At 44.5% G+C, this 26,125-nt stretch carries 28 protein-coding genes; 18 read left to right on the plus strand and 10 right to left on the minus strand.

Features of this window, described 5'->3' with window-relative positions:
- The first annotated feature begins 16 nt into the window (after positions 1-16).
- The 10 genes from UNH61_RS30740 (at position 17) to UNH61_RS30785 (ending at position 7,944) form a co-directional block, all read left to right on the plus strand.
- Positions 17-1,063, plus strand: coding sequence for a cytochrome c oxidase subunit II (locus UNH61_RS30740; RefSeq protein WP_326995854.1), 1,047 nt, complete (start codon positions 17-19; stop codon positions 1,061-1,063).
- A 112-nt stretch (positions 1,064-1,175) separates the two neighbouring features.
- Positions 1,176-2,993, plus strand: coding sequence for a cbb3-type cytochrome c oxidase subunit I (locus tag UNH61_RS30745; RefSeq protein WP_326995855.1), 1,818 nt, complete (start codon positions 1,176-1,178; stop codon positions 2,991-2,993).
- Between the two features lie 136 nt (positions 2,994-3,129).
- Positions 3,130-4,011 (plus strand): heme o synthase, encoded by an 882-nt coding sequence (gene cyoE, locus UNH61_RS30750; RefSeq protein ID WP_326995856.1) that lies wholly within the window; start codon positions 3,130-3,132, stop codon positions 4,009-4,011.
- A gap of 27 nt (positions 4,012-4,038) precedes the next feature.
- Positions 4,039-4,596, plus strand: a complete 558-nt coding sequence (locus tag UNH61_RS30755) for a cytochrome c oxidase subunit 3 (protein ID WP_326995857.1) — start codon at positions 4,039-4,041, stop codon at positions 4,594-4,596.
- A gap of 27 nt (positions 4,597-4,623) precedes the next feature.
- Positions 4,624-5,298, plus strand: a complete 675-nt coding sequence (locus UNH61_RS30760; RefSeq protein ID WP_326995858.1) for a cytochrome c oxidase subunit 3 — start codon at positions 4,624-4,626, stop codon at positions 5,296-5,298.
- A gap of 69 nt (positions 5,299-5,367) precedes the next feature.
- A complete protein-coding gene (locus UNH61_RS30765; protein ID WP_326995859.1) occupies positions 5,368-5,769 on the plus strand; it encodes a cytochrome C oxidase subunit IV family protein in 402 nt (133 codons plus the stop codon).
- Between the two features lie 145 nt (positions 5,770-5,914).
- Positions 5,915-6,514, plus strand: coding sequence for an SCO family protein (locus UNH61_RS30770; RefSeq protein WP_339070535.1), 600 nt, complete (start codon positions 5,915-5,917; stop codon positions 6,512-6,514).
- A gap of 76 nt (positions 6,515-6,590) precedes the next feature.
- Positions 6,591-7,163, plus strand: coding sequence for a DUF420 domain-containing protein (locus tag UNH61_RS30775; RefSeq protein ID WP_326995861.1), 573 nt, complete (start codon positions 6,591-6,593; stop codon positions 7,161-7,163).
- Positions 7,164-7,224: 61 nt separating this feature from the next.
- Positions 7,225-7,440 (plus strand): hypothetical protein, encoded by a 216-nt coding sequence (locus UNH61_RS30780; protein WP_326995862.1) that lies wholly within the window; start codon positions 7,225-7,227, stop codon positions 7,438-7,440.
- Between the two features lie 30 nt (positions 7,441-7,470).
- Entirely contained in the window at positions 7,471-7,944 is a 474-nt protein-coding gene (locus UNH61_RS30785) for a GNAT family N-acetyltransferase (protein WP_326995863.1), read from the plus strand.
- 10 nt (positions 7,945-7,954) lie between these two features.
- On the opposite strand, the gene UNH61_RS30790 is transcribed toward UNH61_RS30785, so the two are convergent.
- From UNH61_RS30790 to UNH61_RS30800, 3 genes are all read right to left on the minus strand, one after another.
- Positions 7,955-8,566, minus strand: coding sequence for a MarR family winged helix-turn-helix transcriptional regulator (locus UNH61_RS30790; protein ID WP_326995864.1), 612 nt, complete (start codon positions 8,564-8,566; stop codon positions 7,955-7,957).
- A gap of 105 nt (positions 8,567-8,671) precedes the next feature.
- Positions 8,672-8,932, minus strand: a complete 261-nt coding sequence (locus UNH61_RS30795) for a DUF2024 family protein (protein WP_326995865.1) — start codon at positions 8,930-8,932, stop codon at positions 8,672-8,674.
- Positions 8,933-8,966: 34 nt separating this feature from the next.
- A complete protein-coding gene (locus UNH61_RS30800) occupies positions 8,967-9,539 on the minus strand; it encodes a protoglobin domain-containing protein (protein ID WP_326995866.1) in 573 nt (190 codons plus the stop codon).
- Positions 9,540-9,716: 177 nt separating this feature from the next.
- Between UNH61_RS30800 and UNH61_RS30805 the strand changes: the two genes are divergently transcribed.
- Positions 9,717-10,964 (plus strand): chloride channel protein, encoded by a 1,248-nt coding sequence (locus UNH61_RS30805; protein ID WP_326995867.1) that lies wholly within the window; start codon positions 9,717-9,719, stop codon positions 10,962-10,964.
- A gap of 19 nt (positions 10,965-10,983) precedes the next feature.
- On the opposite strand, the gene UNH61_RS30810 is transcribed toward UNH61_RS30805, so the two are convergent.
- The 4 genes from UNH61_RS30810 to UNH61_RS30825 form a co-directional block, all read right to left on the minus strand.
- The gene (locus UNH61_RS30810; RefSeq protein WP_326995868.1) at positions 10,984-11,310 is read right to left on the minus strand and encodes a multidrug efflux SMR transporter; all 327 of its coding nucleotides are present in this window, start codon (positions 11,308-11,310) and stop codon (positions 10,984-10,986) included.
- 156 nt (positions 11,311-11,466) lie between these two features.
- Positions 11,467-12,132 (minus strand): DNA alkylation repair protein, encoded by a 666-nt coding sequence (locus UNH61_RS30815; RefSeq protein ID WP_326995869.1) that lies wholly within the window; start codon positions 12,130-12,132, stop codon positions 11,467-11,469.
- Between the two features lie 5 nt (positions 12,133-12,137).
- Positions 12,138-13,040 carry a methylmalonyl Co-A mutase-associated GTPase MeaB gene (gene meaB, locus UNH61_RS30820; protein WP_326995870.1) on the minus strand — a complete coding sequence of 301 codons (903 nt, stop codon included), beginning with the start codon at positions 13,038-13,040 and terminating at the stop codon, positions 12,138-12,140.
- Between the two features lie 42 nt (positions 13,041-13,082).
- Complete coding sequence (locus tag UNH61_RS30825; protein WP_326995871.1) at positions 13,083-14,129, minus strand: glycosyltransferase family 1 protein; 1,047 nt, start codon at positions 14,127-14,129, stop codon at positions 13,083-13,085.
- Positions 14,130-14,292: 163 nt separating this feature from the next.
- Here UNH61_RS30825 and UNH61_RS30830 point away from each other — a divergent pair, with 163 nt between their 5' ends.
- The 4 genes from UNH61_RS30830 (at position 14,293) to UNH61_RS30845 (ending at position 17,643) form a co-directional block, all read left to right on the plus strand.
- Entirely contained in the window at positions 14,293-14,928 is a 636-nt protein-coding gene (locus tag UNH61_RS30830) for an LON peptidase substrate-binding domain-containing protein (RefSeq protein WP_326995872.1), read from the plus strand.
- Positions 14,929-15,097: 169 nt separating this feature from the next.
- Positions 15,098-16,393, plus strand: a complete 1,296-nt coding sequence (locus UNH61_RS30835) for a hypothetical protein (protein ID WP_326995873.1) — start codon at positions 15,098-15,100, stop codon at positions 16,391-16,393.
- A 136-nt stretch (positions 16,394-16,529) separates the two neighbouring features.
- Complete coding sequence (gene lptC / locus UNH61_RS30840) at positions 16,530-17,081, plus strand: LPS export ABC transporter periplasmic protein LptC (RefSeq protein ID WP_326995874.1); 552 nt, start codon at positions 16,530-16,532, stop codon at positions 17,079-17,081.
- Positions 17,082-17,304: 223 nt separating this feature from the next.
- Positions 17,305-17,643 (plus strand): tRNA-binding protein, encoded by a 339-nt coding sequence (locus tag UNH61_RS30845; RefSeq protein WP_326995875.1) that lies wholly within the window; start codon positions 17,305-17,307, stop codon positions 17,641-17,643.
- Between the two features lie 658 nt (positions 17,644-18,301).
- On the opposite strand, the gene UNH61_RS30850 is transcribed toward UNH61_RS30845, so the two are convergent.
- The gene (locus tag UNH61_RS30850) at positions 18,302-20,452 is read right to left on the minus strand and encodes a S9 family peptidase (RefSeq protein WP_326995876.1); all 2,151 of its coding nucleotides are present in this window, start codon (positions 20,450-20,452) and stop codon (positions 18,302-18,304) included.
- Between the two features lie 276 nt (positions 20,453-20,728).
- On the opposite strand from UNH61_RS30850, the gene lysS reads away from it, so the two are divergent.
- From lysS to UNH61_RS30865, 3 genes are all read left to right on the plus strand, one after another.
- Complete coding sequence (gene lysS / locus UNH61_RS30855; protein ID WP_326995877.1) at positions 20,729-22,243, plus strand: lysine--tRNA ligase; 1,515 nt, start codon at positions 20,729-20,731, stop codon at positions 22,241-22,243.
- A gap of 149 nt (positions 22,244-22,392) precedes the next feature.
- On the plus strand, positions 22,393-23,226 hold the full coding sequence (locus tag UNH61_RS30860; RefSeq protein ID WP_326995878.1) for a universal stress protein: 834 nt from the start codon (positions 22,393-22,395) through the stop codon (positions 23,224-23,226).
- A gap of 38 nt (positions 23,227-23,264) precedes the next feature.
- Positions 23,265-24,026 carry a DUF4197 domain-containing protein gene (locus UNH61_RS30865; protein ID WP_326995879.1) on the plus strand — a complete coding sequence of 254 codons (762 nt, stop codon included), beginning with the start codon at positions 23,265-23,267 and terminating at the stop codon, positions 24,024-24,026.
- 138 nt (positions 24,027-24,164) lie between these two features.
- On the opposite strand, the gene UNH61_RS30870 is transcribed toward UNH61_RS30865, so the two are convergent.
- Positions 24,165-25,046: a flavin reductase family protein gene (locus UNH61_RS30870; RefSeq protein WP_326995880.1), complete on the minus strand. Its 882-nt coding sequence runs from the start codon at positions 25,044-25,046 to the stop codon at positions 24,165-24,167.
- Positions 25,046-26,059: a fumarylacetoacetate hydrolase family protein gene (locus UNH61_RS30875; RefSeq protein WP_326995881.1), complete on the minus strand. Its 1,014-nt coding sequence runs from the start codon at positions 26,057-26,059 to the stop codon at positions 25,046-25,048. Before UNH61_RS30875 ends, UNH61_RS30870 begins: the two co-directional genes overlap by 1 nt.
- Between the last annotated feature and the right edge of the window lie 66 nt (positions 26,060-26,125).

Here is a 26,125-nt window from a genome sequence, read left to right on the forward strand (position 1 = left end):
ATTATTTCATATAGCAATGTCAGGATTTTTAGCAGTCTTAGTTGTTGTTCTCATATTCATAGTCATCTTCCAGATTGCGAAGGCGAGCGAATATGTGTCCATATTGAAGGGAGAAAAGAAAGCACGTGAGCAGAGCAACCGTATCAATGGGTTCCTGCTGATTGCATTCCTGGTGCTGGGGCTTATAGGAGTGTACTGGTGTAATGATTTGCTGAAAGGCAAAATCCTCGGTGAATCCGCTTCAGTACAGGGAGAGGGCGTGGATACGCTGATTTATGTAACACTTGCCATCACAGGTATTGTGTTTGTTATTACCCAGATCCTCCTGTTCTGGTTTGCATTCAAATACCAGGAAAAAGAAGGCCGTAAAGCATTTTATTTTCCGCATAACAATAAACTGGAAGTTATCTGGACTGTTATCCCTGCTATTGCATTGACGGTACTGGTAGCTTTCGGTCTGAAACACTGGTTCCAGCTCACTTCAGAAGCTCCTAAAGATGCTGCTGTTGTGGAAATCACCGGTAAACAGTTCAATTGGATCTTCCGCTACCCCGGTAAAGATGGCCAGCTCGGCCGCCGCGAAGTCAAGAAAATTGACCCGACTGCCGGAAACGAATTAGGCCAGGACTGGAGCGACCCTCTCAACCAGGACGACTTCATCCCTACTGAAATGCACCTCGTAGTAGGTAAACCCGTTAAACTGATTATCGGTTCCCGTGATGTGATCCATGACGTGGGCTTACCTCACTTCCGTATGAAAATGGACGCAGTACCCGGTATCCCTACTACCATGTGGTTTACTCCTAAGTATACCACCAAACAAATGAAGGAAAAAACCGGCAACCCGGATTTCACATATGAAATTTCCTGCGATCAGATGTGCGGTAGCGGCCACTACTCCATGAGAGGGGTGATAGTTGTTGAAACTCAGGAAGAATACGATGCCTGGGCAACCAAACAAAAATCAACTTATAGCCTGACCCATGCTGATACTGCTGCTCCTGCTGAAGGCGGAGCTAAGGCTGACAGCACACAAAAAACTGTAGCGGCTAATATTAAGTAAGCTGTAATTTTGTGAGAAGAATTTTTGACGGAGTACAATTAAAAACAATAAAGACGAACTGACAAACGACGATACTTCCCGGGCGTTAGTTTATAAATAAACCGAACCGATTATGAGTAACGAAGCAACATTGCACAGTCAACAGGAGGTAATGCACGGAGCGCATGATCATCATGATCATGATCATGAGCACCACCATGAAGGCAATTTCATCTCGAAATATGTTTTCAGCATGGATCACAAAATGATCGCCAAACAATTCCTGATTACTGGTATCGTTTGGGCTATCATTGGTGCTTTCTTCTCTGTTCTGTTCCGTTTGCAACTTGGTTTTCCTGATGCAACTTTCCCATGGCTGGAAAGCATTCTGGGGCATTGGGCAAAAGGTGGCCGCATTTCTGCGGAAGCATATTACGCATTGGTTACAATGCACGGTACCATCCTGGTATTCTTTGTATTAACTGCCGGTTTGAGCGGTACTTTCTCCAATCTGCTGATTCCTTTGCAGGTGGGTGCCCGCGATATGGCGTCTCCTTTTATGAACTGCCTTAGCTACTGGTTCTTCTTCCTGGCAAGCCTGGTAATGATGGCTTCTCTGTTTGTGCAAACTGGTCCTGCTTCCGGTGGTTGGACGATGTATCCTCCGCTGAGTGCGCTGGGCGATGCTTCTATCGGTTCTAAAATCGGTGTGGATCTCTGGTTAACCAGTATGGCACTGTTTGTTGTTTCTCAGCTGCTGGGTGGTTTGAACTATATCTCTACACTCCTGAATATGCGTACTAAAGGCATGGCGATGACCAAAATGCCTTTGACAATATGGTCTTTCTTCTTTACTGCAGTGTTGGGTGTATTGTCTTTCCCCGTACTGCTGTCAGGTTTCATCCTGCTGCTGTTCGATCGTCACGCTGGTACCAGCTTCTACCTGTCTGATATCTTTATCGCTGGTAAAGCCCTGGCTAACGAAGGTGGTAGCGCGATTCTCTATCAACACTTATTCTGGTTCCTGGGTCACCCGGAAGTATATATCATCATCCTCCCTGCAATGGGTATGGTATCCGAAGTACTCGCGGTAAGTTCCCGCAAACCTATCTTCGGTTACCTGGCAATGATTGGTTCCCTGTTCGCCATCTGTATCCTGGCCTTCCTGGTTTGGGCGCACCATATGTTCGTAACAGGTTTGAATCCGTTCCTGGGTGCCTTCTTCGTACTCCTGACCCTCCTGATCGCGGTTCCGTCTGCTATCAAGGTGTTCAACTGGATCACTACCATCTGGAAAGGTAATATCAACTTTACTCCAGGTGCCCTGTTCTCTATCGGTTTCGTAAGTACTTTCATCTCCGGTGGTTTAACTGGTATCTGGCTGGGTAACTCTTCTATCGATATTCATCTGCATGATACCATGTTCGTGATTGCCCACTTCCACATTGTAATGGGTGTATCTGCTTTCTTTGGTATGTTTGCCGGTATCTATCACTGGTTCCCTAAAATGTATGGCCGATTCATGAATTCAACAATCGGTTATATCCATTTCTGGGTAACCCTGGTGGGCGCTTACCTGATCTTCTGGCCAATGCACTACGAAGGTATGGCGGGTATGCCAAGAAGATATTATGATGTTTCCGGATGGGCTTCCTTCAAGCAATTTGGCGGCCTGAACGAATTTATCAGTATCGTGGTAATCCTGGTGTTTGCAGTACAGCTGCTGTTTGTATTCAATTTCTTCTACTCCATTTTCAAAGGAAGAAAAATGACTACACCGAATCCATGGAATGCTACTACACTGGAATGGACAACACCAATTCACGCCGGTCACGGTAACTGGCCTGGTGAAATCCCTGAAGTTCATCGCTGGGCTTATGATTACAGTAAAGACGGAAGAGATTTCATTCCGCAAACTGAGCCTATCGGACCTAACGAATCAGCGCACTAGTATATATGGCAGGATACCGGTAAACAGGAAAAATCTGCTTTCCGGTATCTTGTTCTCTGTGATGTTTGTAAATTTGTTCCGGACATAAAACCGGAATGTGGATAGAAAAAACATGTTGCAAGAAAACTCCATAAAATTGTCGTCATCATATGCGATAGCCAGTAAGGTCAAGGATTATTCTCAACTGATGAAGTTTAATCTCACCTTTATGGTGGTATTTTCGTCAGTGGTTGGCTATCTGTTGGTGCCGGGTGTGGAGTTTAAACAAAACCTGATACAAGTTCTTTTACTATTTGCTGGCGGCTTACTGGTTTCAGGATCTGCCAATACCATTAATCAGGTATGGGAAAAGCAAACGGATAAGCTGATGGCCCGTACTGCTGTTCGTCCATTGCCCGCAGGGCGTATGAACGACGGAGAGGCGATTGCGCTGGCGATTATTACCGGGGTAGCAGGCATACTCATTATGGGTTACTGCTTCAACTGGTTAAGTGCTATGCTTAGCCTCATATCTTTGGTATTGTATGGCTTTGTATATACTCCCTGGAAGAAATGGAACTCACTGGCGGTGCTGGCGGGTGCATTTCCGGGGGCTATGCCTCCATTGATCGGTTGGGCTGCCGGAGCTGGTAATCTGGGCGAAGGTGGCTGGTCTTTATTCGCCATTCAATTCCTGTGGCAATTTCCGCATTTCTGGGCAATCGCCTGGATTGCTTATAAAGACTATAACAGGGCTGGCTTTAAGATGTTGCCTGGTAACGGAGAACCAAATAAATATACAGCTCTCCAGGCAGCTATGTACACCCTGCTACTGATCCCTGCCGGTGTTGCTCCTTACCTGTTGAAGATAACTGGCAGCATTTCAGCCATCATAGCAGTTCTGGCAGGCGTTTTCTTCCTGTTCAGGGCAATTAACCTATATAGGAAGAATGATGTTCCAGCAGCGAGAAAGCTCATGTTCGGATCTTATATTTATCTGACCATTGTCCAGCTGGCACAACTGCTGGATAAAGCTTAAATTGAAATAAGAGGAGTGATGGATATTATGACACTAGAACAACGTAAGAAAATACATCCGCATAAATATTCCCTATGGATTGCAATGGGGAGCATCACTATGATGTTTATCGGATTTACCAGTGCTTACATTGTTAAGAGATCACAGGCAAATTGGCTGGCTTTTGAATTGCCGCATATTTTCTGGCTGTCCACTGCTATCATTCTTACCAGTAGTGTAACCATACAGCTCGCTTTGAAGCAGTTCAGGGAAAGAAGTATGCAACGCTACAAACAGCTGATCACAATTACAGCTATTCTTGGAGTGGTGTTCGCAGTTTGCCAATGGATCGGATTTTCTCAAATGAAATCTGCGGGGTTGCCTCTTAACGGGCCGGTTTCCGCTTCTTTCATATATGTTATTGTAGGGGTGCATTTGCTGCACGTACTCGGAGGGGTTGTTGCCCTGCTGATCATGTTTGGCAGAGCATATCGTACCAGGGTTCGTACCTACAGCGCAGTGCCGATCGAAGTTGCCGCCACTTACTGGCATTTCGTGGACATACTGTGGATTTACCTGTTAATTTTTTTAAGTATCGCCAGATAAACTTTGTAAAATTTTATAAAACTAACAATGGATACAGCAGTTACAGCGAAGAAAAAATGGTGGGCCGGAGGATATTCTCCCTTTAATGTGAGCTATGGCAAGTTGATGATGTGGTACTTCCTGATGTCAGATGCGTTCACTTTCGGTGCATTATTGATATCATATGGTACCATCCGGTTTTCCAGCCCATCCTGGCCTGATCCGAATGAGGTGTTCAAATCATTCCCTGGTATGGGACATGCTGAACTGCCTCTGATGTTCGTGAGCTTGATGACCTTCATCCTCATTATGAGTTCTGTTACCATGGTATTGGCTGTACATGCCGGTCATGCGAGAGACAGGAAAAATGTTGTCAAATGGCTCTCCTGGACTATTGTAGGTGGTATCGCCTTCCTGAGCTGTCAGGCATGGGAATGGACTCACCTGTTCCATGAAGGCGCATGGTGGGGTCGTAACCCGTTCCATAATGTTGATGGCACCGCTGCAACTACCAACTTTACTAACTTCTTCTTTACCATCACCGGTTTCCACGGATTACACGTAACTTCCGGTGTGATACTGAATATCATTATTCTGGCAAACGTGCTGAAAGGTACTTACGAACACAGAGGTCACTATGAAATGGTGGAAAAGGTTGGTCTTTACTGGCACTTCGTAGATCTGGTTTGGGTATTCGTATTCACCTGCTTCTACCTGCTCTAAGCAATAAGCAACTATTGTTATTGATTTTTTTGAAAACTGATTTTTAGAATTTATTTAATTTAAATAGTAATGGAGCATACACACGCCGCGGCCGGACATGAAACTGCACATGCCGGATCTTCTACCAAAACTATCTGGAGAACATTCTGGATACTGTTGTGTATCACATTGGTGGAAATTGGCCTGGCATTCCTTCACCTGGAATATGGATTCCTTCCAAGAGTATTGTTGAATGCTATCTTCGTTGGTCTTACCGTTGTAAAAGCCTTCTATATCGTAGCTGAATTCATGCACCTGGGTCACGAGATCAAAAATCTGATCCTCACCATCCTGATTCCGCTGCTGCTGTTCGTTTGGTTTATCATCGCATTCCTCTATGAAGGTGATTCATGGAAGAATATGAGAAAAGACCTGAAACCCGGTACCCCGGCTCCGGTTGAAAGGGTTGCACCCGCTGAAAAGCATCATTAATTTACCATAAAATATCAGGACCATTTCTCGCAGGGCTTTATTAGGAGTTTCGTTGGCTATACTGGTGCCACTTCTGGGTTATCTAATCGTAGATCACTATGGAAAAAATGTAGTGCCAGTACCCGGATACTATGTCCCTGAGAAAGTGGATACAATATCGAAAAACGGTAAAGTCACGTACGATACCGTTTTTCATCAGCTGAAAGACTTTCACCTTACTAACCAGTTAGGTAATCAGGTAAGTCTGAAAGACATGGAAGGAAAAGTGCTATTGGTTGATTTCTTTTTCACTTCCTGTCCCAGCATCTGCCCCACCTTAACGAAGAACCTGAAAAAGATACAGAGCGCCTACGTTAAGAATGATTCTTTACTGCAGATCCTCTCCTTTTCAGTAGATCCGGAAAGAGATACGGTAGATAAACTTCGCAAATACGCATACGACTACCAGGTAAATCCTGATAACTGGTGGTTGCTGACCGGTAGCAAAAAGGAAATCTACGACCTTGCCAGAAATGATTTCTTTGTTTCAGTGACAAAGGGAGACGGCGGTCCGGACGATTTCATACATACCGAGAAACTGGTATTACTGGACAAAAACAGAAATATCCGGGGATATTACAATGGCTTGGATTCCAATGATGTAAAAAGGTGCGCAGGCGATATCGCTATATTGCATCTGGCAAAGGAAAGACACAGACCAGGTTTTATAGCTTTCTTAAAGAAGCTGTTCTCCGGAGAAAACTAACAGATAATTTTCCTGAAAGGTGAATAAAGAAAGGGTGTTCACCTGTCTTTATTCACCTTTCTCATTTTTAGCGGATATGGAACTTAAAAACAAAAATCTCAATACACCTATAGCTATTGTGTCAATCGTCATACCTGCGCTGGTGGCATTATTGTTTTTTTTACCTAAACCGGACATGCATCCTGGTTTTGATGTCAGGATACTCCCGCTGTTTCATGCCATCCTCAATACAAGTACTGCTGTATTATTGCTGGCCAGCCTGTATTTTATCAAGAATGGCCATGTAAAGGCACATAAAACCACCAATCTGATTGCAGTTGCCTTATCTGTGATCTTCCTGCTCTCCTATGTAACCTATCACGCCCTGGCGCCGGAAACGCGTTTCGGCGATATTGACCATAATGGCGTGCTCGACGCTTCCGAAAAGGCCGCTTTAGGCGGTATCCGCTACCTGTATTACTTCCTGCTATTGACGCATATCCTGTTGGCTGGGATCATTGTACCATTGGTACTATTCACCCTGCTGCGCGGATTCCAGAATGATATTCCCCGCCATCGTAAAATTGCACGTATTACCTGGCCAATCTGGTTCTATGTGGCAGTAACTGGTGTGATTGTATATATCATGATCTCACCATATTATCATTGATGTAATTAATGCCTTTTTTTAAGGAAGATGCCCTAATTTTGTTTCATCAAATATGAATGCTATGAAGAAGACTGCTTTGTTTTTGCTCACAGGTGCTTTGATGATATTGAGTAGCCAGGTAATGGCACAGTGCTCCCTGTGTACCAAAACAGCGCAACAGCTGGGCGAAGGCCCTGCTAAAGGTTTGAATAATGGTATTCTTATGTTAGCGATAACCCCGCTGGCAATTATCGGCTTTCTCGCATTCAGATGGTGGAAAAGCAATAAAGAAGCCTGATAAGGATAAGGAGAGAAAACCCTCAATGCTATGATAACCTACAGAAAGGCGGATATAAATGATATCCAGCAGCTCGTGCGCCTGAGACTGCAGTTCCTGAAAGAAATGTACCCTGATACCGACCACTCCCGGGACACTGTCTTAACTGAACATCTTAATACTTACCTGAAAGAACATCTCACGAAAGACAATTTCGTCAATTGGTTTGCTGAAGTTGATGGCAAGGTCGTGGCCAGCGCCGGGATCGTTTTTTATAATCAACCCCCACTGTACCACAACCTCGAAGGTAAAGTCGCTTACATCCTCAATGTATATACTTCACCGGCTTTCCGTCGCAAAGGTATTGCGAAGACGCTTGTACAGAAGATCATGGATGAAGCAAAACTACGTAATACCGGGAAGGTAAGCCTCCATACCAGTAAAGAAGGCAGGCTATTATATGAACAATTCGGCTTCATAGCAGGGGATAATGAAATGACCTGCCAATTGCCGCGCAAACAATAATAAACCGGAACTATTCTTCTTCCCTGAACTCAAAAACCGGACAATCTACCCGTAATCCCCCATTGTTGAGCGACATTTTCAGCTTGTTACAATAATGGCCCTTCTTTGCTACATAAAATTGGCAATTGAAACACATAGGTTGCGAAGAGATGACTTCCTGCTGATTGAGTTGGTAAATAAGCTGCATAAGCTGCTCTAACAGGCCATTTTGCTCTTTAGCCGACATTTGTTCAACCGTTTCCTGTAATGGCGAAGCAAATTGTTCCACTTTCTTCGCAATTGCCCTGCCTTCCTTTACCAGATGGAGGGTGTGGCTGCGTGTGTCGGTGGTACTCGCCTTACGGGTCAGGTATTTTTTTTGCTCCAGTGATTTTACGGCGTCACTGATGGTGGCTTTTGTCATATTGAAATATGACGCTAACGTTGTTACAGTACGCTTTTCCTCCGGGTAATGGAGTAAAAAAGTGAGCACCTGGATCTGTATTGGACTGAGTCCATACTGCGTTGCCTCTTGCCATAACAGCACACGGAAGGCTTCTGATAATCGCTCCAGGGAGGCTACTACTTTACTGGACGTGTTTTCTGCCTGCTGCGCCGGGCTGAATGTGGAAACTTTCCCCATATTTTCTTGCTGTCCTTAAGATTTGATTAGTTCGGCAAGGTACAATATTAATGTATCGGATGAAATAGCATATTAGTGACATTCCTACCGGCCCGGCTTTTTTTCTCAATGACATCCCTCTAATTCGTGTATATAGTACCCTTTTTGCGCTATCTGATGCTCCCAACGGGGGATAATTTCCGTAAAATGGCAAAAACGGCAATCTTTATGTGCCACCATCAACCCCGATTCTTTCCTCGAAGTCAGGTAATCGTTCCCAAATTCGAGGACCTCCTCAAAGGGAGTTTCATCGGATACAATAATGTCGAAATGAAGGTAACCACCTGCTTTCCTCTTTACATAAGTATCAAAAACAGCAACTTTCATAGCTAAACAGTTGAAGCTAACGTTAATGGTTATATTAAAATAAGGGTGACCGGGACTGAGGATATATCCATAATAATACACTAAAACTGATTGCCTTGAACCATGCCTGCTGCATTCGCTCTACATCGGACTCCGGATAGCCATGCCCATTGAGAAAAGTCCTTACAGCTTCTGATACCGGGTAAATAAACGTGGTCAGATAACGTAGAAATATGACAGGTAATGAGCCCGGCTCACTGTGATTCGTTTGCTCTAACTCCGCAGCAATATGCTCTTCAAACAGCCACCACCTGGTTCCCTCCTCCCGGGTACATAAATTGTTAATCCATTGCCGGAACTCAGGTCTTAATGATTGTAAATACGCTAAATCGGGCTTCCCATCCCTGGCGAAATAACCTGCGAGATAATTGTTTTTCAGAATGTATTCGTACCACCTGTCCAGAATGTCTTCCGTATGCGCCGCGAGAATGTTACCTGCCATCATCAGATACTGCTCATCCTCATTGGTAAACAGCAGCATTCTTTTTAATTGAAATAATGTTTGTGCATCCAGTGAAGAATCGGGATTTTCAGCGCCAGCTGTATCAAAATGCCTAGCGTCATTCATATGCGTAATTTTGGTTCCTTCACGGATTGGTTACTGCAAATATAATAAGGTTGCCTAACTAAAGCAATAGATTACGTATAGACTTATAAGTTATCAATATGTTATATTAATTTAATGTTATTTGTGATTGTTGTGTGAACTATATAGCTTTGATAATCTTGCTGATAACAATTTTACATGATCTTCAGACACAATTACCTGAACGGCAGAATATTACCGGTGATACCATTATTACCATCCGGAACAACCGTGCCCTCGAAATCCGGTCTTAAACTTTCACTGGCAGCGGCCCTGGTCGCCGCATTTGGAACTGGCATCGGAATACTGGTGAAATACGTAATGAATACTCTCACCGCACTGATTTTTTTTGGCAACCTGCATACGGGAAATATCAGGATGAACGACATTGAGTCTGCACCATGGCTCATGGTGATTCCGGTGGCAGGCGCATTGTTTTTAACCTGGGCTACCGGAAAGGGTGCTGCATTCTTCTCTGCCCTGGGATTAACAGTGGCTGCGGGCGCAGGTGCCCCGGTGGGCGCCGAAAGTCCGGGTACACTGCTGATCGCTGCGGCTTCCGCCCGGATCTCCGGCCTTTTCCGCTGTACGGACGAAGAAAGCCATCTGCTGTTTCTGGCAGGGATCTGCGGTGTTGTCAGCTGTTTGTTTGGCGCCCCGCTGGCGGCATTGATATTAGTCCTGGAACTCTGGGTGAATCGCTGCAACATAAGGAGTATATGGCCGCTGGCTATTGCTGCGCTGGTTTCCGGCACTACTGTATATCTTATCAATGGTTTTGCTCCGGTATATAACATGCCCAACGCGCCGGCTGTAAATATAAAATCACTAACGGCCTATCTGCTGGTCGGAGTTTTCACCGGATTGTGGTCCCGCCTGACTGTATGGCTGTATAAACGCCTGCAAAAAGGATTTGAAAATTTATCTGCACGCAGTAACTGGTATATATTGTTAGGATCACTAATGGTTGGAGTAGTAGCATATATCTACCCGGGAACACTGGGTGCGGGGGAAAGCAGTGTTAACGACCTGCTTCAGGCTCATGTTACACTCTCTATATTGTTTTCTCTGGCCGTTATGAAATGGTTATCGTGGCTGTTTTTTTCATCCGCATATAGAACAGGCACGGGTATTATTCCCCTGCTGATAACTGGTGGAGCTGTTGCGTTGTTTGTGGGAGTCGCCATTCAATTACTTTTCCCGTCTTTAGTAATACATTCAGGCACTATTGTATTAACAGGGATGTGTGCCATGCTGGCTGGTACTTCCGGTGCGTTACTCACATCGATGGTATTATCCGTTGAAATTACCCACGATCTGAATGCCGTGGTACCTGTGATAGCCGCCTGTCTTGTTTCATATTTTATCTCAATACCGGCATTAAAGAAAGAGGCGGTACCCCAGTGATACCGCCATTTTCCTGAAATCATTCATGCCCTGAAACAAACTTCAGCCCCACAATGGAGCCTATCAGCAGCACGAGAAAAAAAATCCGCCATAAAACTGCAGGCTCTTTGAAAAAGAGCATTCCTGCTATGGCTGTTCCTGCAGCTCCAATGCCTGTCCACACTGCGTAAGAGGTGCCTATCGGCAACCCACCATTAATAGCTTTGTTGAGGAAGAAAAAACTCAGCGAAATACATATCACAAAACTTACTGAAGGCCACAGTCTTGAAAAATTCTCAGAATACTTCAGCGAAATAGTAAAGCCTATCTCAAATAGTCCACCGATGACAAGGAATAACCAAGGCATAATACAGGATTTATTAGGTAAGAAAAAAAATTACAGCATTAGATGGAACAGCAGGAAACGCCTGTTCCCGGGGGATCAGAGACCGTAGTTGAAAACTGCGTATGCGATTGATATGCCAAATGAAGTAGAACGCATGGCGCAAAGATAGTAAAAAAATCAGACAATCCTGCGCAAGGCTTCGCGTTGGCTCAGCGAAGCAAGCGGTGTTTGCATGACAAATTTCCGGACACTTTCCGGATTGGTTTTGGAATATTCGCGCAGTGCCCAGCCAATGGCTTTCCGGATGAAAAATTCATTGGAAGAAGCACAACGCTGTATGTAGCGGTAGAGCAGCTTTTCATCCGTATCTTTCTTATAAGCATTCTGAAAAATGATAGCCGACCGCTGTAACCAAAAGTTATCGCTACTGATCCACCGGTCAGTGATCGCCGGTTGTGCTGCAGGGAATTTTTTGAACCACGGCCCCGCGAGCGCGGATACTACACTATCTACGCTGTCCCACCACGACTTATGCGTAATCATGTATTCAAACAGATGTATATCGTCAGGATTCCATTGTTTTTTAAATCGTTCCATCAGGTCAATGGCAATATACTGATATTCTCTTTCCGGCATCGCCCACAACATTTTGACGAGCATAGGCATGTCTGAAACTGTCGGAAGACCATGCCTGGCGATGACTGTCTTCAGCATATTCCGGCGCTCCGGAGTTTTAATGCCGATGTGCTCGAACTGATCACGCAGGTAAGCTTTCATTGCCATCGCATTATTTTCGTTAACAGCAGTAGTGAAAACTTCCGCGAGCAACTGCATATATTCCATGATGGCTAGCTTTTGGTGCCGATATAACGGTAAAGGTTAAACGCTTCTTGTTGTACCAGTACCCTGATTTCTGCCTGCAGCAGCTGTTTTGATATATCTTTCATGCGTCTGTGCTGTATAAGCTGATAGGCTTTTTCAGCCAGCAACAATATATGTTTTTGCTGGAGATGTGAAACCGCATGGTGATGTCTGCTGATGGCAGCTATAATTTCGTCTACCCCGGTTTGCTGAGTAGCTACTGACTTTATAACCGGTATTTCCCATTCCTGTTGTTGCCGGCTATGGGCCAACAGGCGGAGATTTTTGGCAAAAGCATCGGCATTGTCACGATCTGCTTTATTAACAACAAAAATATCAGCGATTTCCATCAGGCCGGCTTTCATGGTCTGTATTTCATCGCCCGCTTCCGGTACCACTACAACAATGGTAGTATCGGCAATACCTGCTATTTCCACTTCACTCTGACCTACTCCTACCGTTTCAATGAACAGATAATCGAAGCCGGCGGCTTTAATCAGATCACTCACTTCTATGATCTTGGGGCTTAATCCGCCCAATGCGCCGCGGCTGGCCATGGAACGGATAAATACATCCGGATGGTTGAAGTGCTGGCTCATTCTTATGCGATCGCCCAGTAACGCGCCGAAATTAAACGGTGAGGATGGATCTACTGCTATAATGGCTACTTTCTGCTGTTGCGCGGTGAGGCTGCTAATCAGCGCATTTACTAAGGTACTTTTACCGGCTCCCGGAGGGCCTGTAATGCCCACTACCCTGGTATGGGTATTGGCCGGCAGATGTTCCAGCAGCTGCTCATAACCCGCCCGCTCATTTTCAACCAATGAAATACACCGGGCCAGTGATTTGATATCTCCCTGCTGTAGCGCTGATAAGTACTGTGCGTACATCTTAATGATTACTGTTTGCAGACAAAAATAGCGGCAATTCCTTTATGATACGAGCGAGTGGTAAATATCCAGGTATTGACGGGCTATATCTGTCCACCTGAAACTGTTCGCATGAGCAATCAGTTGCTCTATTGGCTGGGTATTGTTATAATGCTCCATGCCTTTCCTGAAAACTTCCTGCATATACGCGGGCTCAAAATTCTCAAAATAATAGGCAAGATGTCCTCCTATTTCCGGCAAACTGGTTTTATCAGATAAAAACACCGGCTTCCCAAAATGCATGGCTTCTACCACCGGTATACCAAAACCCTCCGCGATCGATGGGAACACAAAAGCGGTGCAATGGCGGTAATACCAGTATTTATCTTCTTCTGAAACAGGCCCTACTATTCTGACCCTGTCAGATACCCCATGTAATGCTGCTTCCTGCATAATCCGCTTTTGGTAAGCTGCATTTTCATTGCCTGCTATGATTAATTCATAATTCGTATTTTTAAGTAGAGCGGGTAAAACGTGGAAATTCTTTTTAGGTAAAATAGTACCTATGGTAAAAAGAAATGGTGTAGCCGGACGATAAACAGGATTGTTGAAACCAGGAAACTCTTTTACATCGCATCCATTGTAGATAACACTGAGTGGTTTATTTCCGATGTCCAGGTTTCGCTCTACGTCCTGCTTTACATAATTGGAAATAGTTATAATATGGTCAGCCCGTTCTATCATCCGCTGAACTTTCGATAATTTAAGCGGCTTTCGGGGCACAATGTATGGTTTGTATAGGAAGTTCAGATCATGAATAGTTAATACCATTTTAACATCCCTGGAACGGGGGTAGTAACCAGACGACTGATAAGCGGTATGCCACAATTGGATGTCTTTTGAATATGGCATCCATAGCTTATGCCATAGCTTTTGCCTGTATGATAATTCTCCGTCAAAAGCTGTAATTTTTTTGTCTGGAAGATAGAAATACAGCTCTTCCGGTGGCGAAACAATCTGTAATAAAGAACGGCCAAGTTCGTAGCAATAGGTATATAGACCGGTATTCGGATATTTTAATCTTTCACAGTCTATAACGAATCTTGGCATGTTAGATAGTTTGATTATTTGTAAGGTATATATTTACATATAAATAAATGATAAAACGAAGATATTATATCTTTTTTCGAAAAAAAGATAATTATGTTTATCTCTTAGCTAATTCGTAGTTGCGCATAGGTATATTGATCAGTTTGATGTATAATTATAGTGAATGACAAATTTTATTTCCATATTTCCGCTTGGTATTGTAGTCTATCCCGGGGAGCAACTGAACCTGCATATTTTTGAGCCCCGTTATAAGCAATTGGTCACTTCCTGCCTGGCAGAGCAGAAGCCATTTGGTATTCCAGTTGTAATAAATAAAAAAATAATGGAATATGGAACACTCGTGCAAATAAAAAAGGTAGAAAAAATATATGAGAATGGGGAAATGGACATTGTAACCATGGGAGAAAGCGTTTTCAGAATACTGGAACGAGTAGACGATATTCCTGACAAGATGTATACAGGTGCCATCGTCAATTACCCGGACAATAACGAAACTGTTTCTGCCAAATTGCTCCAGGAAGTCCTGCATGGTGTAAGGGAATTACATGCTATCCTGCAGATCCACAAGAATTTCAGGAAAGACGACAACCAGCTGCAGTCATATGACCTGGCCCACCATGCCGGCCTGTCGCTCGATGAGGAATATGACCTGCTCCACCTGTTTTATGAAGCCCAGCGGCTGGAATATCTCAAGAGACACCTTCACAAGGTGATCCCCATGATGGCTGAAATGGAACGACTGAAAGAGCGGGTTCAGCTGAATGGTCACTTCCGTAATCTTTCTGCCGATAATATTTAAAAATCGTGGAAATGCCCGCTGGTTATATTTTTCCAACCAGAAAAGCAGGAACTTTAACGTGCATTTAACAGGTACATTTTTGGTTTTTTTTGCTTCACGCCTTAAAAAGTAGATATTTGCAGTCCCATATTTTAACAGGAATAGGGCTTAAACTCAATTCTGTAACTAAATGCATTGGATAAAAGTCAATATTCTCTGCCTGGTCGGAGTTTTCTTCCTACTGGCAAACAGAGCAACGGCACAGGACAACTCACCATATTCCCGCTACGGATTAGGAGACCTGAATAATAATCAAAACACGGTCAACCGTGGAATGGGAGGGATTTCCCAAGCCTACAGTGATCCTCAGGCAGTTAATTTTATCAACCCAGCCAGCTATTCCAGCCTGGTACTTACCACTTTCGACGTTGGCGTTGAAGGCGGAGGCCGGTCGATCACCGAGCAGAGTGCTAAATTCAGCTCTGGTTTTGGAACACTCTCTTACCTCCAGGTAGGTATTCCGATCATTATTAATAAGTGGGGCCTTAACCTCGGGCTGCGCCCGGTAACAAGGGTCAGCTATAATATTCAACAGGGAAGCACCGGTACTTTCTTCGATACACTTAAACTGCCATTGGCCAACAGGTATGAGGGCAGCGGTGGTTTGTACCAGCTGTATGCCGGTACCGGCATACGCTTTGGTAATTTCAGTGTAGGTGTAAACCTGGGCTATCTGTTCGGTAATATCGAAAACAATACCCGTCTTATCTTTCCCGATCAGACCACTTACGTTTCTCATCGTATGTTCCGGACCAACTACAGCAGCTTCTTCTATAAAGCTGGTGTACAGTACCGGACCAAGCTTACAAAAGATATGGATCTTACCTTCGGAGCAACCGGTAGTCTGAAACAGAATATGCACGGCCGTCAGGAACTGCTTTTCGAAACACAGCAATACGACGCGGGTAATAATAACTTCGTCACCCAGGATACAGCCCAATATGTTAAAGGTGCCAGAGGTACTGTTGTGTATCCACAGGAATTCGGAGGAGGTATTATGCTCCGCAAATACGATAAATGGATCGTAGGTGTAGACTTCAATACTTCCCAGTGGAGTGATTTCAGCAACTTCGGTGCAAAGGATTCTTTGCAGAATTCCTGGAAATTAGCCGTAGGAGGCCAGTTCGTACCCAATGCCACTGCACTGAATGGATACTGGAACAGGGTGGCTTATCGTCTTGGTGGTTACTACGGGCGCGACTATCTGAAACTCAACGGACAAAATATGCCAATGATGGGTTTCACCGTAGGTGCCGGATTACCAGTACGCCGTATGCCTTACTCCAATCAGTACAGCATGATCAATCTGGCGTTTGAAGTTGCTCACCGGGGCAACAACCAAACTGTCCTCAAGGAAAATACTTACCGTGTGTCGCTGGGTCTGACCCTCAGTGATAAATGGTTCATCAAACGTAAATACGACTAAGGGCAAATGCCCCGAACCGAAGGCCAAAAGCTATTGATGTCTGGAACAGGTACATACTCCTCCTGTTGTTTGCTTCAGTAGCTTTTGGCTTTCTCCTTTAAGGGCTTTCCTTATCTTTGGCGCATTATTCATAAAAATGATCAGACGAATCATCTTATTCTCAATAATAGCCCTTGCCTTCAGCAGCTGTGAAAATGACATTCAGACAGTCATGGAGCTGGACTCCAAAAAAGCGGCCACTGAAAACGGACAGGACATTACTATCATCTTCAGCCAGGGAGGAAAGGTGAATGCTAAATTGGTAGCTCCTACACTGGAGCGTACCCTGGAACGCCCTTCCTCTGTATTGTTTAAAAACGGGCTCAAGGTATTTATGTACAACGACAGCCTGGGGCTGGAAAGTACCCTTTCTGCTAAGGTCGGTAAGTATATGGAAGAAGAAGGGAATGTATATTTATCGAAGAATGTTGAAGTTATTAATAAGAAGGGAGAAAAACTCAATACAGATGAATTAAACTGGGATCCCAAGAGAAAGATCTTCTACTCTACCAAAGAGGTATTTATAAAAACACCCACAGATTCCCTGCATGGTTGGGGGCTGGAAGCGAACGAAGATTTCAGCGAAAAGAAGATCCTCAATGTAAGCGGACCTATTACGGTACAAGACAGTACTTCTACGGCAAATTAGACTTACCTGACTATATAAAGCGAAAGAACCCCACCTCTGCAGGTGGGGTTCTTTCGCTTTAACCTATTTTTTAACCTAAAATTTGCGCTATGAAAGTCAATAATTATGCCAGTTTGGCGTATTTCAGAGGCTGTTTTTTACCGCTCATAATAATGATGAGCTCTATAAGCGTTGTATAACAACGTGCAGATTACTATTTTACAAACAACTAAAATGAAAAGATATGGAAACTATCAGCTGGCCGGATTTTGAAAAAGTAGAAATGAGAGTAGGTACTATTCTGGAAGTAAATGATTTTCCCAAAGCCCGTAACCCTGCTTATCAGCTATTAATCGATTTTGGACCCGAGCTCGGACACAAACGTTCGTCTGCGCAAATCACTCAATTATACAATAAGGAAGAGTTGGTGGGCAAACAAGTGGTGGCGGTGGTGAACTTCCCTGTTAAGCAGATCGCCAATTTTATGTCGGAATGCCTGGTATTGGGAGCCGTGGGAGAAAATAAAGAAGTAGTGCTGTTGCAGCCCAATAAATTGGTTAATAATGGGCAACGAATTGCCTAAATCATGATAAGTAAGATAGTTTGTGATTGATTATTATCTACTTATAAAATCATTAAATTATTAATTCATTATTTTAATAATATTATTATTAGAATAATATAATAAGACATTTACCATTATCCTGTGTTTACGAACAATAATATATCGTTCACGGAAATGAAATTAAACAGAAAGTTCGCCGATATATCTTTGTTATAGGTTTTTCATAGGATATGGTTAAAATTATTACAAGGGCGGTATTCTTACCACCCTTTTTTATTTTTTTACCGTTTATAGTCGTAAAATGGCTGTAATTGATATATGTTTTTGATTATCATTTAATTGAATTTATTTCCGGCGCAATTTACTTATCTAGAACCCCATTTTCGCCCCTTGCGTTCACCCTCTTTTTTTGAGCGTTTACCAGATAAAATATACCGTTCACTAGAATCTGCCTTGCTGTGTCGTAAAATTCAGCCACCTTTGGTATAGGTTTTTCAATAAAGATATGGTTAAAATTTTTCGGGGCTGTAGTCTTGCAGCCCTGTTTCTTTTTTAGGACCTCCCACTTATTATCTCCCTTTCTTTTACTTGGAATGTTTTAAAATGACTTACGGCCTGGATAACAGAACGTATGCGTCTGCTATTCAGGCCATAAATGAAGAATTTTTTAATGTGTTTACTGCTGAAACTGCTGCGGGTAAGCCTTATCGAGCAGCTGATTATAGATAAAGCGGTAAGATTCGCTTGTAGAGTGAATGCTTTTCACGCCTCTCCAGCCATGGCGCTCGCCGGGATATAACATGAACTCGAAGTGTTTATTCAGATTTTCGAGTTTATCGATCAGCTGAATACAGTTTTGCATGTGCACGTTGTCGTCCATTGTGCCATGAGTAATGCGCAGGAGGCCCTTGTATTTATCTGCATAGGTCATTACTGCAGTGGTCTTATAACCTTCCGGGTTCTCGGCGGGAGTATCCATATACCGCTCCGTATAGTGGCTATCGTATAACTGCCAGTCCGTTACTGCAAAGTTGGCCATACCGTGGGTGAACACGTCGGCGCCATAGGTCAATGCCATACAAGTCATGTAACCGCCGAAGCTTCCTCCTGTCATACAAACTTTGCTGGCATCTGCCCAGGGTTGTGAACGCAGCCATTTCGCAGCATCCATATAATCTTCAATTTCGTGGATGCCGAGTTTACGGTGGATATAATTCATACCCATCTTGCCCAATTGGCCGCTGCTTCTGTTATCGATCACAACTTGTACTACCCCTTCCTGAGCCCACCATTGTTGTTCAGGAGTGAATTTCCAGGTGTCGTATACAGTGCCGGCATCCGGGCCACCGTAAATGCTGATCAGGATGGGATATTTTTTCCCTTGCTCCAGATGAACAGGCATCATGATGGTAAGAGGAAGTTCCAGTCCATCGCGGGTTTTATACGTTTGGAGCACTGGTTTGGCCAGATTGTAGGCGTCAAATTTGGAACCTTTACTATCTCCCAGCTCCCTGATTACTTTTCCATTATTGTCTCCCAGAGCCATTCTGGATGGCGTCAGAAGGTTAGAATAGGTAGTGATAAAATATTTACCACCAGGGGCCAGTTTTACAGCATTATTATAGTTACCACTGGTAAGGCGTGTAATTACCCCCGACTTCATGCTCACTTTATACAAATCGAAACGGGTAGATGCTTCCTTTCGTGCAGTAAAGTAAACGAGTTGATTTTTTTCATCTACCTCCAAAACATCCTTTACTGTCCAGTTGCCGGAAGTAAGCTGTTTTTTCGGGGTGCCGTCTATATTATAAAGATATAGATGCGCCCAACCTGTTTTATCGCTTTTCAGCAGGAAGCCCTGCTTGTTTTTCAGAAAAGGAACCGCAGTAAACCAGTCGATCCAGGTAGATTGTTTCTCATCGTAGATTTCTTTCCTGGCGCCACTTTCCGGGTTAATGCTGTATATTTTCAGATTATCCTGGCCCCGGTTCATCCACTGTATCCAAAGCTGCTGGCTGTCGTCAGTCCAGAACGGTGTTCCGAAATATTGATCGTCATTCTCATTGAAGTCAGCCCAGGTGGTTGGTCCGCCTGAAACGGCCACCACGCCCAGTTTTACTGTGGGATTCGGGTCGCCTGCTTTAGGGTAACGGGTATTTTCGAGGTAGCCATGCTGCCCTTTCTCGCTATAGATGGGAAACACGGGTACTTTGCTGTCATTGAAATGCATGAATGCAATCTTCCGGCTATCGGGGCTCCACCAGAAAGCGCGGTAATGAGTAGGCCGGCCCAGAATTTCTTCATAATACACCCACGATGCCCAGCCATTATATATCACATCAGTACCATCTGTAGTGTACCGGGTTTCTTTTTTGCTGCTCACTTCCACACTGTACAAATCGTTGTTGCGGGTAAAGGCAACATACTTTCCATCGGGAGAAAGAGTCGGATTTTTTTCTTCAGCGCTGTCATTGGTCAAACGGGTAACCTGGCCATCTGCTGCTTTGTAGAAGATATCTTTCTCCCGTACTTCCACACTGGGGCCATCTACCGGCGCAGTATACACGGTGGCCTTACCGGAACGGGCATCCACATTCCAGGCCTGCATTCGGCCATTGACCGGATCCGGCCGCATTTCCAGGTAATGTTCGCCATCAGTCCATTCCCGGATTGCCGGAAGTGGATTGGTGATATGGGTTGCCTGGCCTTTAAATACCTGTTCAAAAGTAAGATCTGGTTTCTGTTGCGCCTGCAAACAGAGGGAAGTCAGTAAAAGTGTGGCAGTACCGCCTATGAAGGCTGGCTGGAACCATTGTTCGCTTCTCATAATTTGTATCAGGTGGTTTTTTGTTGCTCTTGACGGACGAAAATAAGCATAAGTAAAAAATAGCATAAACAATTTATATAAACGGGCAACTGCCTGCTGCCAGAAACAACGTAATTCCCGCCGGTTATGGATCAATTATCCGCGATGGGGAACTATGGCTGAAAATCGCAGCGGAAGCGGCTACCTTTATCCCGGTTTTCATAGGATATGGTCAAAAAATAAGAGGGCTGTAGTCTTACAGCCCTTTTTATTATTTTTGCACTCCAATATTACGACATGACACAATTATCTGAGCAAGAGATTATACGCCGGGAAAAATTACAGGAGCTGCATAAACTGGGTATAGACCCTTATCCTGCGGCCGAATACCCGGTTAATGATACTTCCGTGAATATAAAAACGAATTATTCGGAAGAAACCAAGGACCAATTCCAGGAAGTATGCCTGGCTGGACGTATTATGAGCGTTCGTGATATGGGCAAAGCCGCATTTGCCGTTATCCAGGACAGCGTAGGCCGTATCCAGGTATATATACGCCGGGACGATATCTGCCCGGGCGAGGATAAGTCGATGTACGACATTGTTTTCAAGAAATTGCTCGATATCAGCGATATTATCGGCGTAAAAGGCTATGCCTTTATCACCAAAACGGGCGAAACTTCCGTTCATGCTAAAGAAATAACTATTCTTGCTAAATCACTGCGCCCATTGCCTGTTGTAAAAGCAAGAGAGGGAGAAGTGTTTGACGAGGTAACAGATCCGGAATTCAAGTACCGCCAGCGTTATGCCGACATGGTGATTAATCCTGAGATCAAAGAGGTGTTTATCAAACGCACCAGGATCCTGCAAACCATCCGTGAATTCTATAACAACCTGGGCTACCTGGAGGTGGAAACTCCCATTCTGCAACCTATCCCTGGAGGTGCTACTGCACGGCCGTTTATTACTCATCACAATGCATTGGATATACCGCTGTACCTGCGTATCGCCAATGAATTGTACCTGAAACGACTGATCGTAGGCGGATTTGAAGGGGTGTATGAATTTGCCAAGGATTTCCGTAATGAGGGAATGGACCGTACACACAATCCCGAATTCACCGTAATGGAAATGTACGCTGCTTACAAAGATTATGACTGGATGATGCGTACGACAGAATCCCTGCTGGAAAAAATTGCCATCACACTGCATGGTACCACCGCTGTACAGGTAGGTGATAAAACCATCGATTTCAAAGCTCCTTTCCGCCGCGTATCCATGTACGAGGCGATTAAGGAGCATACCGGATTTGAAATTGCCGGAATGGATGAGGCACAGCTCCGCGATGTTTGCAAACAACTGAGCATACATGTGGATCCTAAGCTGGGCAAGGCTAAACTGATAGATGAGATCTTCGGCGAAAAATGTGAAGGCAACTATATTCAGCCTACTTTCATTACAGACTACCCGGTGGAAATGAGCCCGCTGACTAAAAAGCACCGCAGCAAAGCCGGACTGGTAGAGCGTTTTGAACTGATGGTGAACGGAAAGGAAATAGCCAACGCTTACAGCGAGCTGAATGATCCTATTGATCAGCGCGAACGTTTCGAAGAACAGATAAAATTGATGGAACGCGGCGACGATGAAGCTATGTACATCGATTATGATTTCCTGCGTGCCCTCGAATACGGAATGCCGCCTACATCCGGTATCGGAATTGGTATCGACCGCCTCACCATGCTGATGACGAACCAGCCATCTATTCAGGATGTGCTGTTTTTCCCGCAGATGAAACCGGAGCAGAGAGGATAGTATAAAGAATTAAGAAATAGCAGGAAGACCTTAGTGACTTATTATCAAATCACTAAGGTCTTCCTGCTATTTCTTAATTCTTAATTCTCTATTTTTAATACTCTGTTCTTTATTTCCTAACTTTAAGACAGTATCTCAAAATTAGGAATATGAAAACACTACTCGTCCCCACTGATTTTTCTGATACGGCTTATAACGCTGCTACATACGCTATTGCCCTTGGTAATAGCCTCGGCGCTACCCGCATTATTTTGTATCATGCTTATGAGTTGATTGTACCTGTTCCGGATATACCTACAATGATCCCTATGGTGAACCCGGACGATCTGAGAGAGGCCAGCATGGATGGGCTCAATAAAATGAAACGCGAACTGGGGCCATTGGCAGATGGAGGTACCACACTGGTGGTAAGGGCAGACAACGCATTGCTGGCCGCCACTATTGAAGAAGTGTGTAAAAATGAAGGGGTGGATCTGATTGTGATGGGAATTACCGGTGGCAGTAAGCTGGAAGAGGTACTGGTGGGGTCTAATACGATAGATGTGGTGAAGCACACCAGCTTCCCGGTGCTGGTAGTTCCGGGCAATGCCAGGTATAAACCGATAGAAAAAATTGTGTTTGCTGCCGACCTGCGTAAGGTAGCTGATACAACACCGATAACTCCCCTGAAGAAGCTGCTGCGTATCTTCAACGCTGAATTGCATGTGATTAATATCGATCATGAAAGTCGTCACTTCACAACCGATACGCCTTTTGAAACTATGATGCTGGATACGCTGTTGGAAGATTTTCAACCGGTATACCATTTCATCGACAATCCGGATGTGGTGGCCGGGATCGTGGAATTTGCCGAAGAAAACAAGGCAGATCTGATCCTGACCATACCCAAGAAGCACGGTCTTTTTGAAAGTATTTTCAAACGCAGCCGTACATCTAAACTGGCTTATCAGACACATATACCTTTGCTGACTTTACACGAATAATTTATAAATTTGAAGACATTAATTTTTATATAAATATTATGTTGAAGCGTTCATTATTAGTACTGCTGGGCTTTTTTTGCCTGCAGGCCAGTCAGGCACAGTTCCTGAAGAAATTGGGAAAACAATTGGAATCGGCTGCCAATAAAAACAATAGTACAGGAGATAACGGTTCCGGAACTTCTCTCGCTAACATTACCGAATCTGATGCGGGATCTGCCATTAAAGAAGCACTGTCGAAGGGTGTTGCTGCTGGCATTGCCAAGCTGAATAAAACTGATGGATTTTTCGGAAATGAGTTATATAAGTTATTGCTGCCTCCCGACGCTGTTAAAATTGGAAATACCCTGCGTGCCATCGGCCTTGGAAGCGAGGTAGATAAAGCCATTCTGCAGATTAACCGTTCTGCGGAAAAGGCGGTTGGTTATGCAGCTCCTATATTCGTGAACGCCATCAAACAGATGACACTGACGGATGCGATCAATCTTGTGAAAGGAGGAAATACATCCGCCACAGATTACTTCAAAGGCAAAACCACTGAATCGCTGAAATCCGCCTTCTCTCCTGGAATCAAAAAATCACTCGACAGTACCAGCGCTACCCGCTATTATTCTGGCATCGTTAATTCCTACAATAAACTCCCCACTACTTTCAATAAAGTAAATCCGGATCTGCAGGACTACGTAACTACAATGGCTGTAAATGCCTTATTTGACCAGATAGGCAAAGAAGAAACTGCCATCCGTGCCAACCCTGCTGCCCGAACTACTGATTTGCTGAAAAAGGTGTTTGGAGCGAAATAGGAAGAAAAAATTAAGAAAATAGAAAGAAGAATTAAGAATGCCAGTGGAGATAATAGCGAGTTTAACTTTCGCGTTTACTATCTCCACTGGCATTCTTAATTCTTCTTTCTATTTTCTTAATTTTTCTCTTGATTTGAATTAGCCGGCTAAAAGCACTTGCCACGCCTCCCTCACCTTCCCTTCATTCAATAGTCGCTGCGCATAATGGTGCAGCTCTTTTTCCATTTCCTCCGGAGTAACACTGTAATATTGGATGATGTTTTTCAAGTGGTCATCTGAAAAGGTAGCATCAATGAAAGGTATTTCTTCTACATTGCCCAGCTGGCCCAGGTTATTGCCGGTAAGAATGGCACTGTTGCGGATGGGCTGTGGTAGCGCATCTACGCCGATGCCCAACCTGGTATTGGGTTTGGCAACTTCAAATACGGCGTTACCTGAAGCGCGGCAGTAATAATCTCCGCCCATTCGTGCTACCAGGTCTATTTTATGCGGATCAATTTTTCCGTTTTCATTCAGAATACGGTCCTGTATATGTATCAATACCGGCTCACATATTACGAGGTTGCCGGCGCCCCCGTGCTCCCCTGTTGCAATGATCTGTTTTACGATACACTCCATTTGCACGGGGCTTTCCTTTACCCGGAAAGGCTGTACTTTCTCTGATTTTATGGGAGTGAAACCGGATTTTTCAAATTCGTTCACGCCTGCCGGATACTCACAGCTGGCAAGGGATGCCTGTTGCACCATGTCGTAGCTGACTACGTTAATCACGACTTCTTTTGTAGCATAAACATTTTCCAGTGTATGCTTTACCGTATTATCCCTTACCCTGCGCGCCGGTGAAAATATAAGGGTAGGAGGATTGGAACCGAATACATTGAAAAAGCTGAAGGGAGAAAGGTTAGGCCGGCCGTCGGCATCGAGCGTGCTGGCAAAGCAAATAGGACGCGGCGCCACAGCGCTCTGCAGGTAGGCGTGCAGTTCGCTGGTTTTTATCTGTGAAGGATCTATTTGCATCATCACGCTTTTTTCTTGAGTGCCAGTATAGAAAAATCGCTGTCTTCTTTAACGATGGTGTTAGTAAGTACTCCTAACCCACTTACTTCCATCTCTACTACATCGCCTGGTTGCAGCCACTGCTCTTTATATTCCGGATCGTTGAGTTTACCGGTGCCGTTCAATTCAAGAAAACATCCGGTGCCCACTGTGCCACTGCCGATAATATCGCCCGGGAGAATATTGGCGCCGTATGCACATCGTTCCACTATCTCCGCGAAGGTCCAGTCCATATCGCCCATGTTGCCTTCACTGACTTGTACGCCATTTACTTTGCATGTCATTTTAAGGCTATAGTTATTGCCTGTGTGGCCCGGTTTAGCGGGTACTTTGAAAGATTCCAGCTCGTCGGGGGTAACCAGCATTGGCCCGATAACGGTGCTGAAATCCTTGCCTTTGGCGGGTCCCAGGTTCAGCAACATCTCCTCCATCTGCAGGGTACGGGCGCTCATGTCGTTCATGATCATAAATCCGCCGATATGCTCATCCGCTTCCGCCGCAGTGATATTGCGTCCTGCCTTACAGATGACTATGGCTACCTCGAGCTCAAAGTCCAGTTTTTCGAAATGATCGGGCATGCACGCAATTTCGCCCGGCCCTTGTATGGCGTTATGGTTCGTAAAGTAAAAGATAGGATACTGGTCAAACTCCGGTATCATCGGTACTTTCCGGTTGCGGCGGGCGGCAGCCACATGTTGGCGGAATGCGTAACCATCCCGGCAGGATGTTGGAAACGGTACCGGCGACAGCAGCTGTACACTTTCCATCGGAATACCCACGGCAGAACCAGGGTGTTTACCCTGTTTTAACAAGGCATCTGCCTGTATGGCGATATCTATCACATCTTCCCACATCATCAGGAACATACCCATGTTGTTGGGAAGATCGGGGAACAGATCCTGTGTGTTGTATAAAAGACCATCCACCAGGATGGCCAGTTGATCAGTTTCTTCTCTTAAGTAGCTTACTAATTTCATGACTTGTTAATTGTTCTGGTTGTATGAGTTTCCAAATATAAGCATGGCTGCCAAATGGAATGGCTA

This window comes from Chitinophaga sp. 180180018-3 (assembly GCF_037893185.1).
Taxonomy (GTDB): Bacteria; Bacteroidota; Bacteroidia; order Chitinophagales; family Chitinophagaceae; genus Chitinophaga.

What these genes read in the sequence shown, in the direction of transcription:
- UNH61_RS30740 (WP_326995854.1), top strand. Translation starts at nt 17, where the DNA reads ATGTCAGGATTTTTAGCAGTCTTAGTTGTTGTTCTCATATTCATAGTC.
- UNH61_RS30745 (WP_326995855.1), top strand. Translation starts at nt 1,176, where the DNA reads ATGAGTAACGAAGCAACATTGCACAGTCAACAGGAGGTAATGCACGGA.
- UNH61_RS30755 (WP_326995857.1), top strand. Translation starts at nt 4,039, where the DNA reads ATGACACTAGAACAACGTAAGAAAATACATCCGCATAAATATTCCCTA.
- UNH61_RS30760 (WP_326995858.1), top strand. Translation starts at nt 4,624, where the DNA reads ATGGATACAGCAGTTACAGCGAAGAAAAAATGGTGGGCCGGAGGATAT.
- UNH61_RS30765 (WP_326995859.1), top strand. Translation starts at nt 5,368, where the DNA reads ATGGAGCATACACACGCCGCGGCCGGACATGAAACTGCACATGCCGGA.
- UNH61_RS30775 (WP_326995861.1), top strand. Translation starts at nt 6,591, where the DNA reads ATGGAACTTAAAAACAAAAATCTCAATACACCTATAGCTATTGTGTCA.
- UNH61_RS30780 (WP_326995862.1), top strand. Translation starts at nt 7,225, where the DNA reads ATGAAGAAGACTGCTTTGTTTTTGCTCACAGGTGCTTTGATGATATTG.
- UNH61_RS30785 (WP_326995863.1), top strand. Translation starts at nt 7,471, where the DNA reads ATGATAACCTACAGAAAGGCGGATATAAATGATATCCAGCAGCTCGTG.
- UNH61_RS30790 (WP_326995864.1), bottom strand. Translation starts at nt 8,566, where the DNA reads ATGGGGAAAGTTTCCACATTCAGCCCGGCGCAGCAGGCAGAAAACACG.
- UNH61_RS30795 (WP_326995865.1), bottom strand. Translation starts at nt 8,932, where the DNA reads ATGAAAGTTGCTGTTTTTGATACTTATGTAAAGAGGAAAGCAGGTGGT.
- UNH61_RS30800 (WP_326995866.1), bottom strand. Translation starts at nt 9,539, where the DNA reads ATGAATGACGCTAGGCATTTTGATACAGCTGGCGCTGAAAATCCCGAT.
- UNH61_RS30805 (WP_326995867.1), top strand. Translation starts at nt 9,717, where the DNA reads ATGATCTTCAGACACAATTACCTGAACGGCAGAATATTACCGGTGATA.
- UNH61_RS30810 (WP_326995868.1), bottom strand. Translation starts at nt 11,310, where the DNA reads ATGCCTTGGTTATTCCTTGTCATCGGTGGACTATTTGAGATAGGCTTT.
- UNH61_RS30815 (WP_326995869.1), bottom strand. Translation starts at nt 12,132, where the DNA reads ATGGAATATATGCAGTTGCTCGCGGAAGTTTTCACTACTGCTGTTAAC.
- meaB (WP_326995870.1), bottom strand. Translation starts at nt 13,040, where the DNA reads ATGTACGCACAGTACTTATCAGCGCTACAGCAGGGAGATATCAAATCA.
- UNH61_RS30825 (WP_326995871.1), bottom strand. Translation starts at nt 14,129, where the DNA reads ATGCCAAGATTCGTTATAGACTGTGAAAGATTAAAATATCCGAATACC.
- UNH61_RS30830 (WP_326995872.1), top strand. Translation starts at nt 14,293, where the DNA reads ATGACAAATTTTATTTCCATATTTCCGCTTGGTATTGTAGTCTATCCC.
- UNH61_RS30835 (WP_326995873.1), top strand. Translation starts at nt 15,098, where the DNA reads ATGCATTGGATAAAAGTCAATATTCTCTGCCTGGTCGGAGTTTTCTTC.
- lptC (WP_326995874.1), top strand. Translation starts at nt 16,530, where the DNA reads ATGATCAGACGAATCATCTTATTCTCAATAATAGCCCTTGCCTTCAGC.
- UNH61_RS30845 (WP_326995875.1), top strand. Translation starts at nt 17,305, where the DNA reads ATGGAAACTATCAGCTGGCCGGATTTTGAAAAAGTAGAAATGAGAGTA.
- UNH61_RS30850 (WP_326995876.1), bottom strand. Translation starts at nt 20,452, where the DNA reads ATGAGAAGCGAACAATGGTTCCAGCCAGCCTTCATAGGCGGTACTGCC.
- lysS (WP_326995877.1), top strand. Translation starts at nt 20,729, where the DNA reads ATGACACAATTATCTGAGCAAGAGATTATACGCCGGGAAAAATTACAG.
- UNH61_RS30860 (WP_326995878.1), top strand. Translation starts at nt 22,393, where the DNA reads ATGAAAACACTACTCGTCCCCACTGATTTTTCTGATACGGCTTATAAC.
- UNH61_RS30865 (WP_326995879.1), top strand. Translation starts at nt 23,265, where the DNA reads ATGTTGAAGCGTTCATTATTAGTACTGCTGGGCTTTTTTTGCCTGCAG.
- UNH61_RS30870 (WP_326995880.1), bottom strand. Translation starts at nt 25,046, where the DNA reads ATGATGCAAATAGATCCTTCACAGATAAAAACCAGCGAACTGCACGCC.
- UNH61_RS30875 (WP_326995881.1), bottom strand. Translation starts at nt 26,059, where the DNA reads ATGAAATTAGTAAGCTACTTAAGAGAAGAAACTGATCAACTGGCCATC.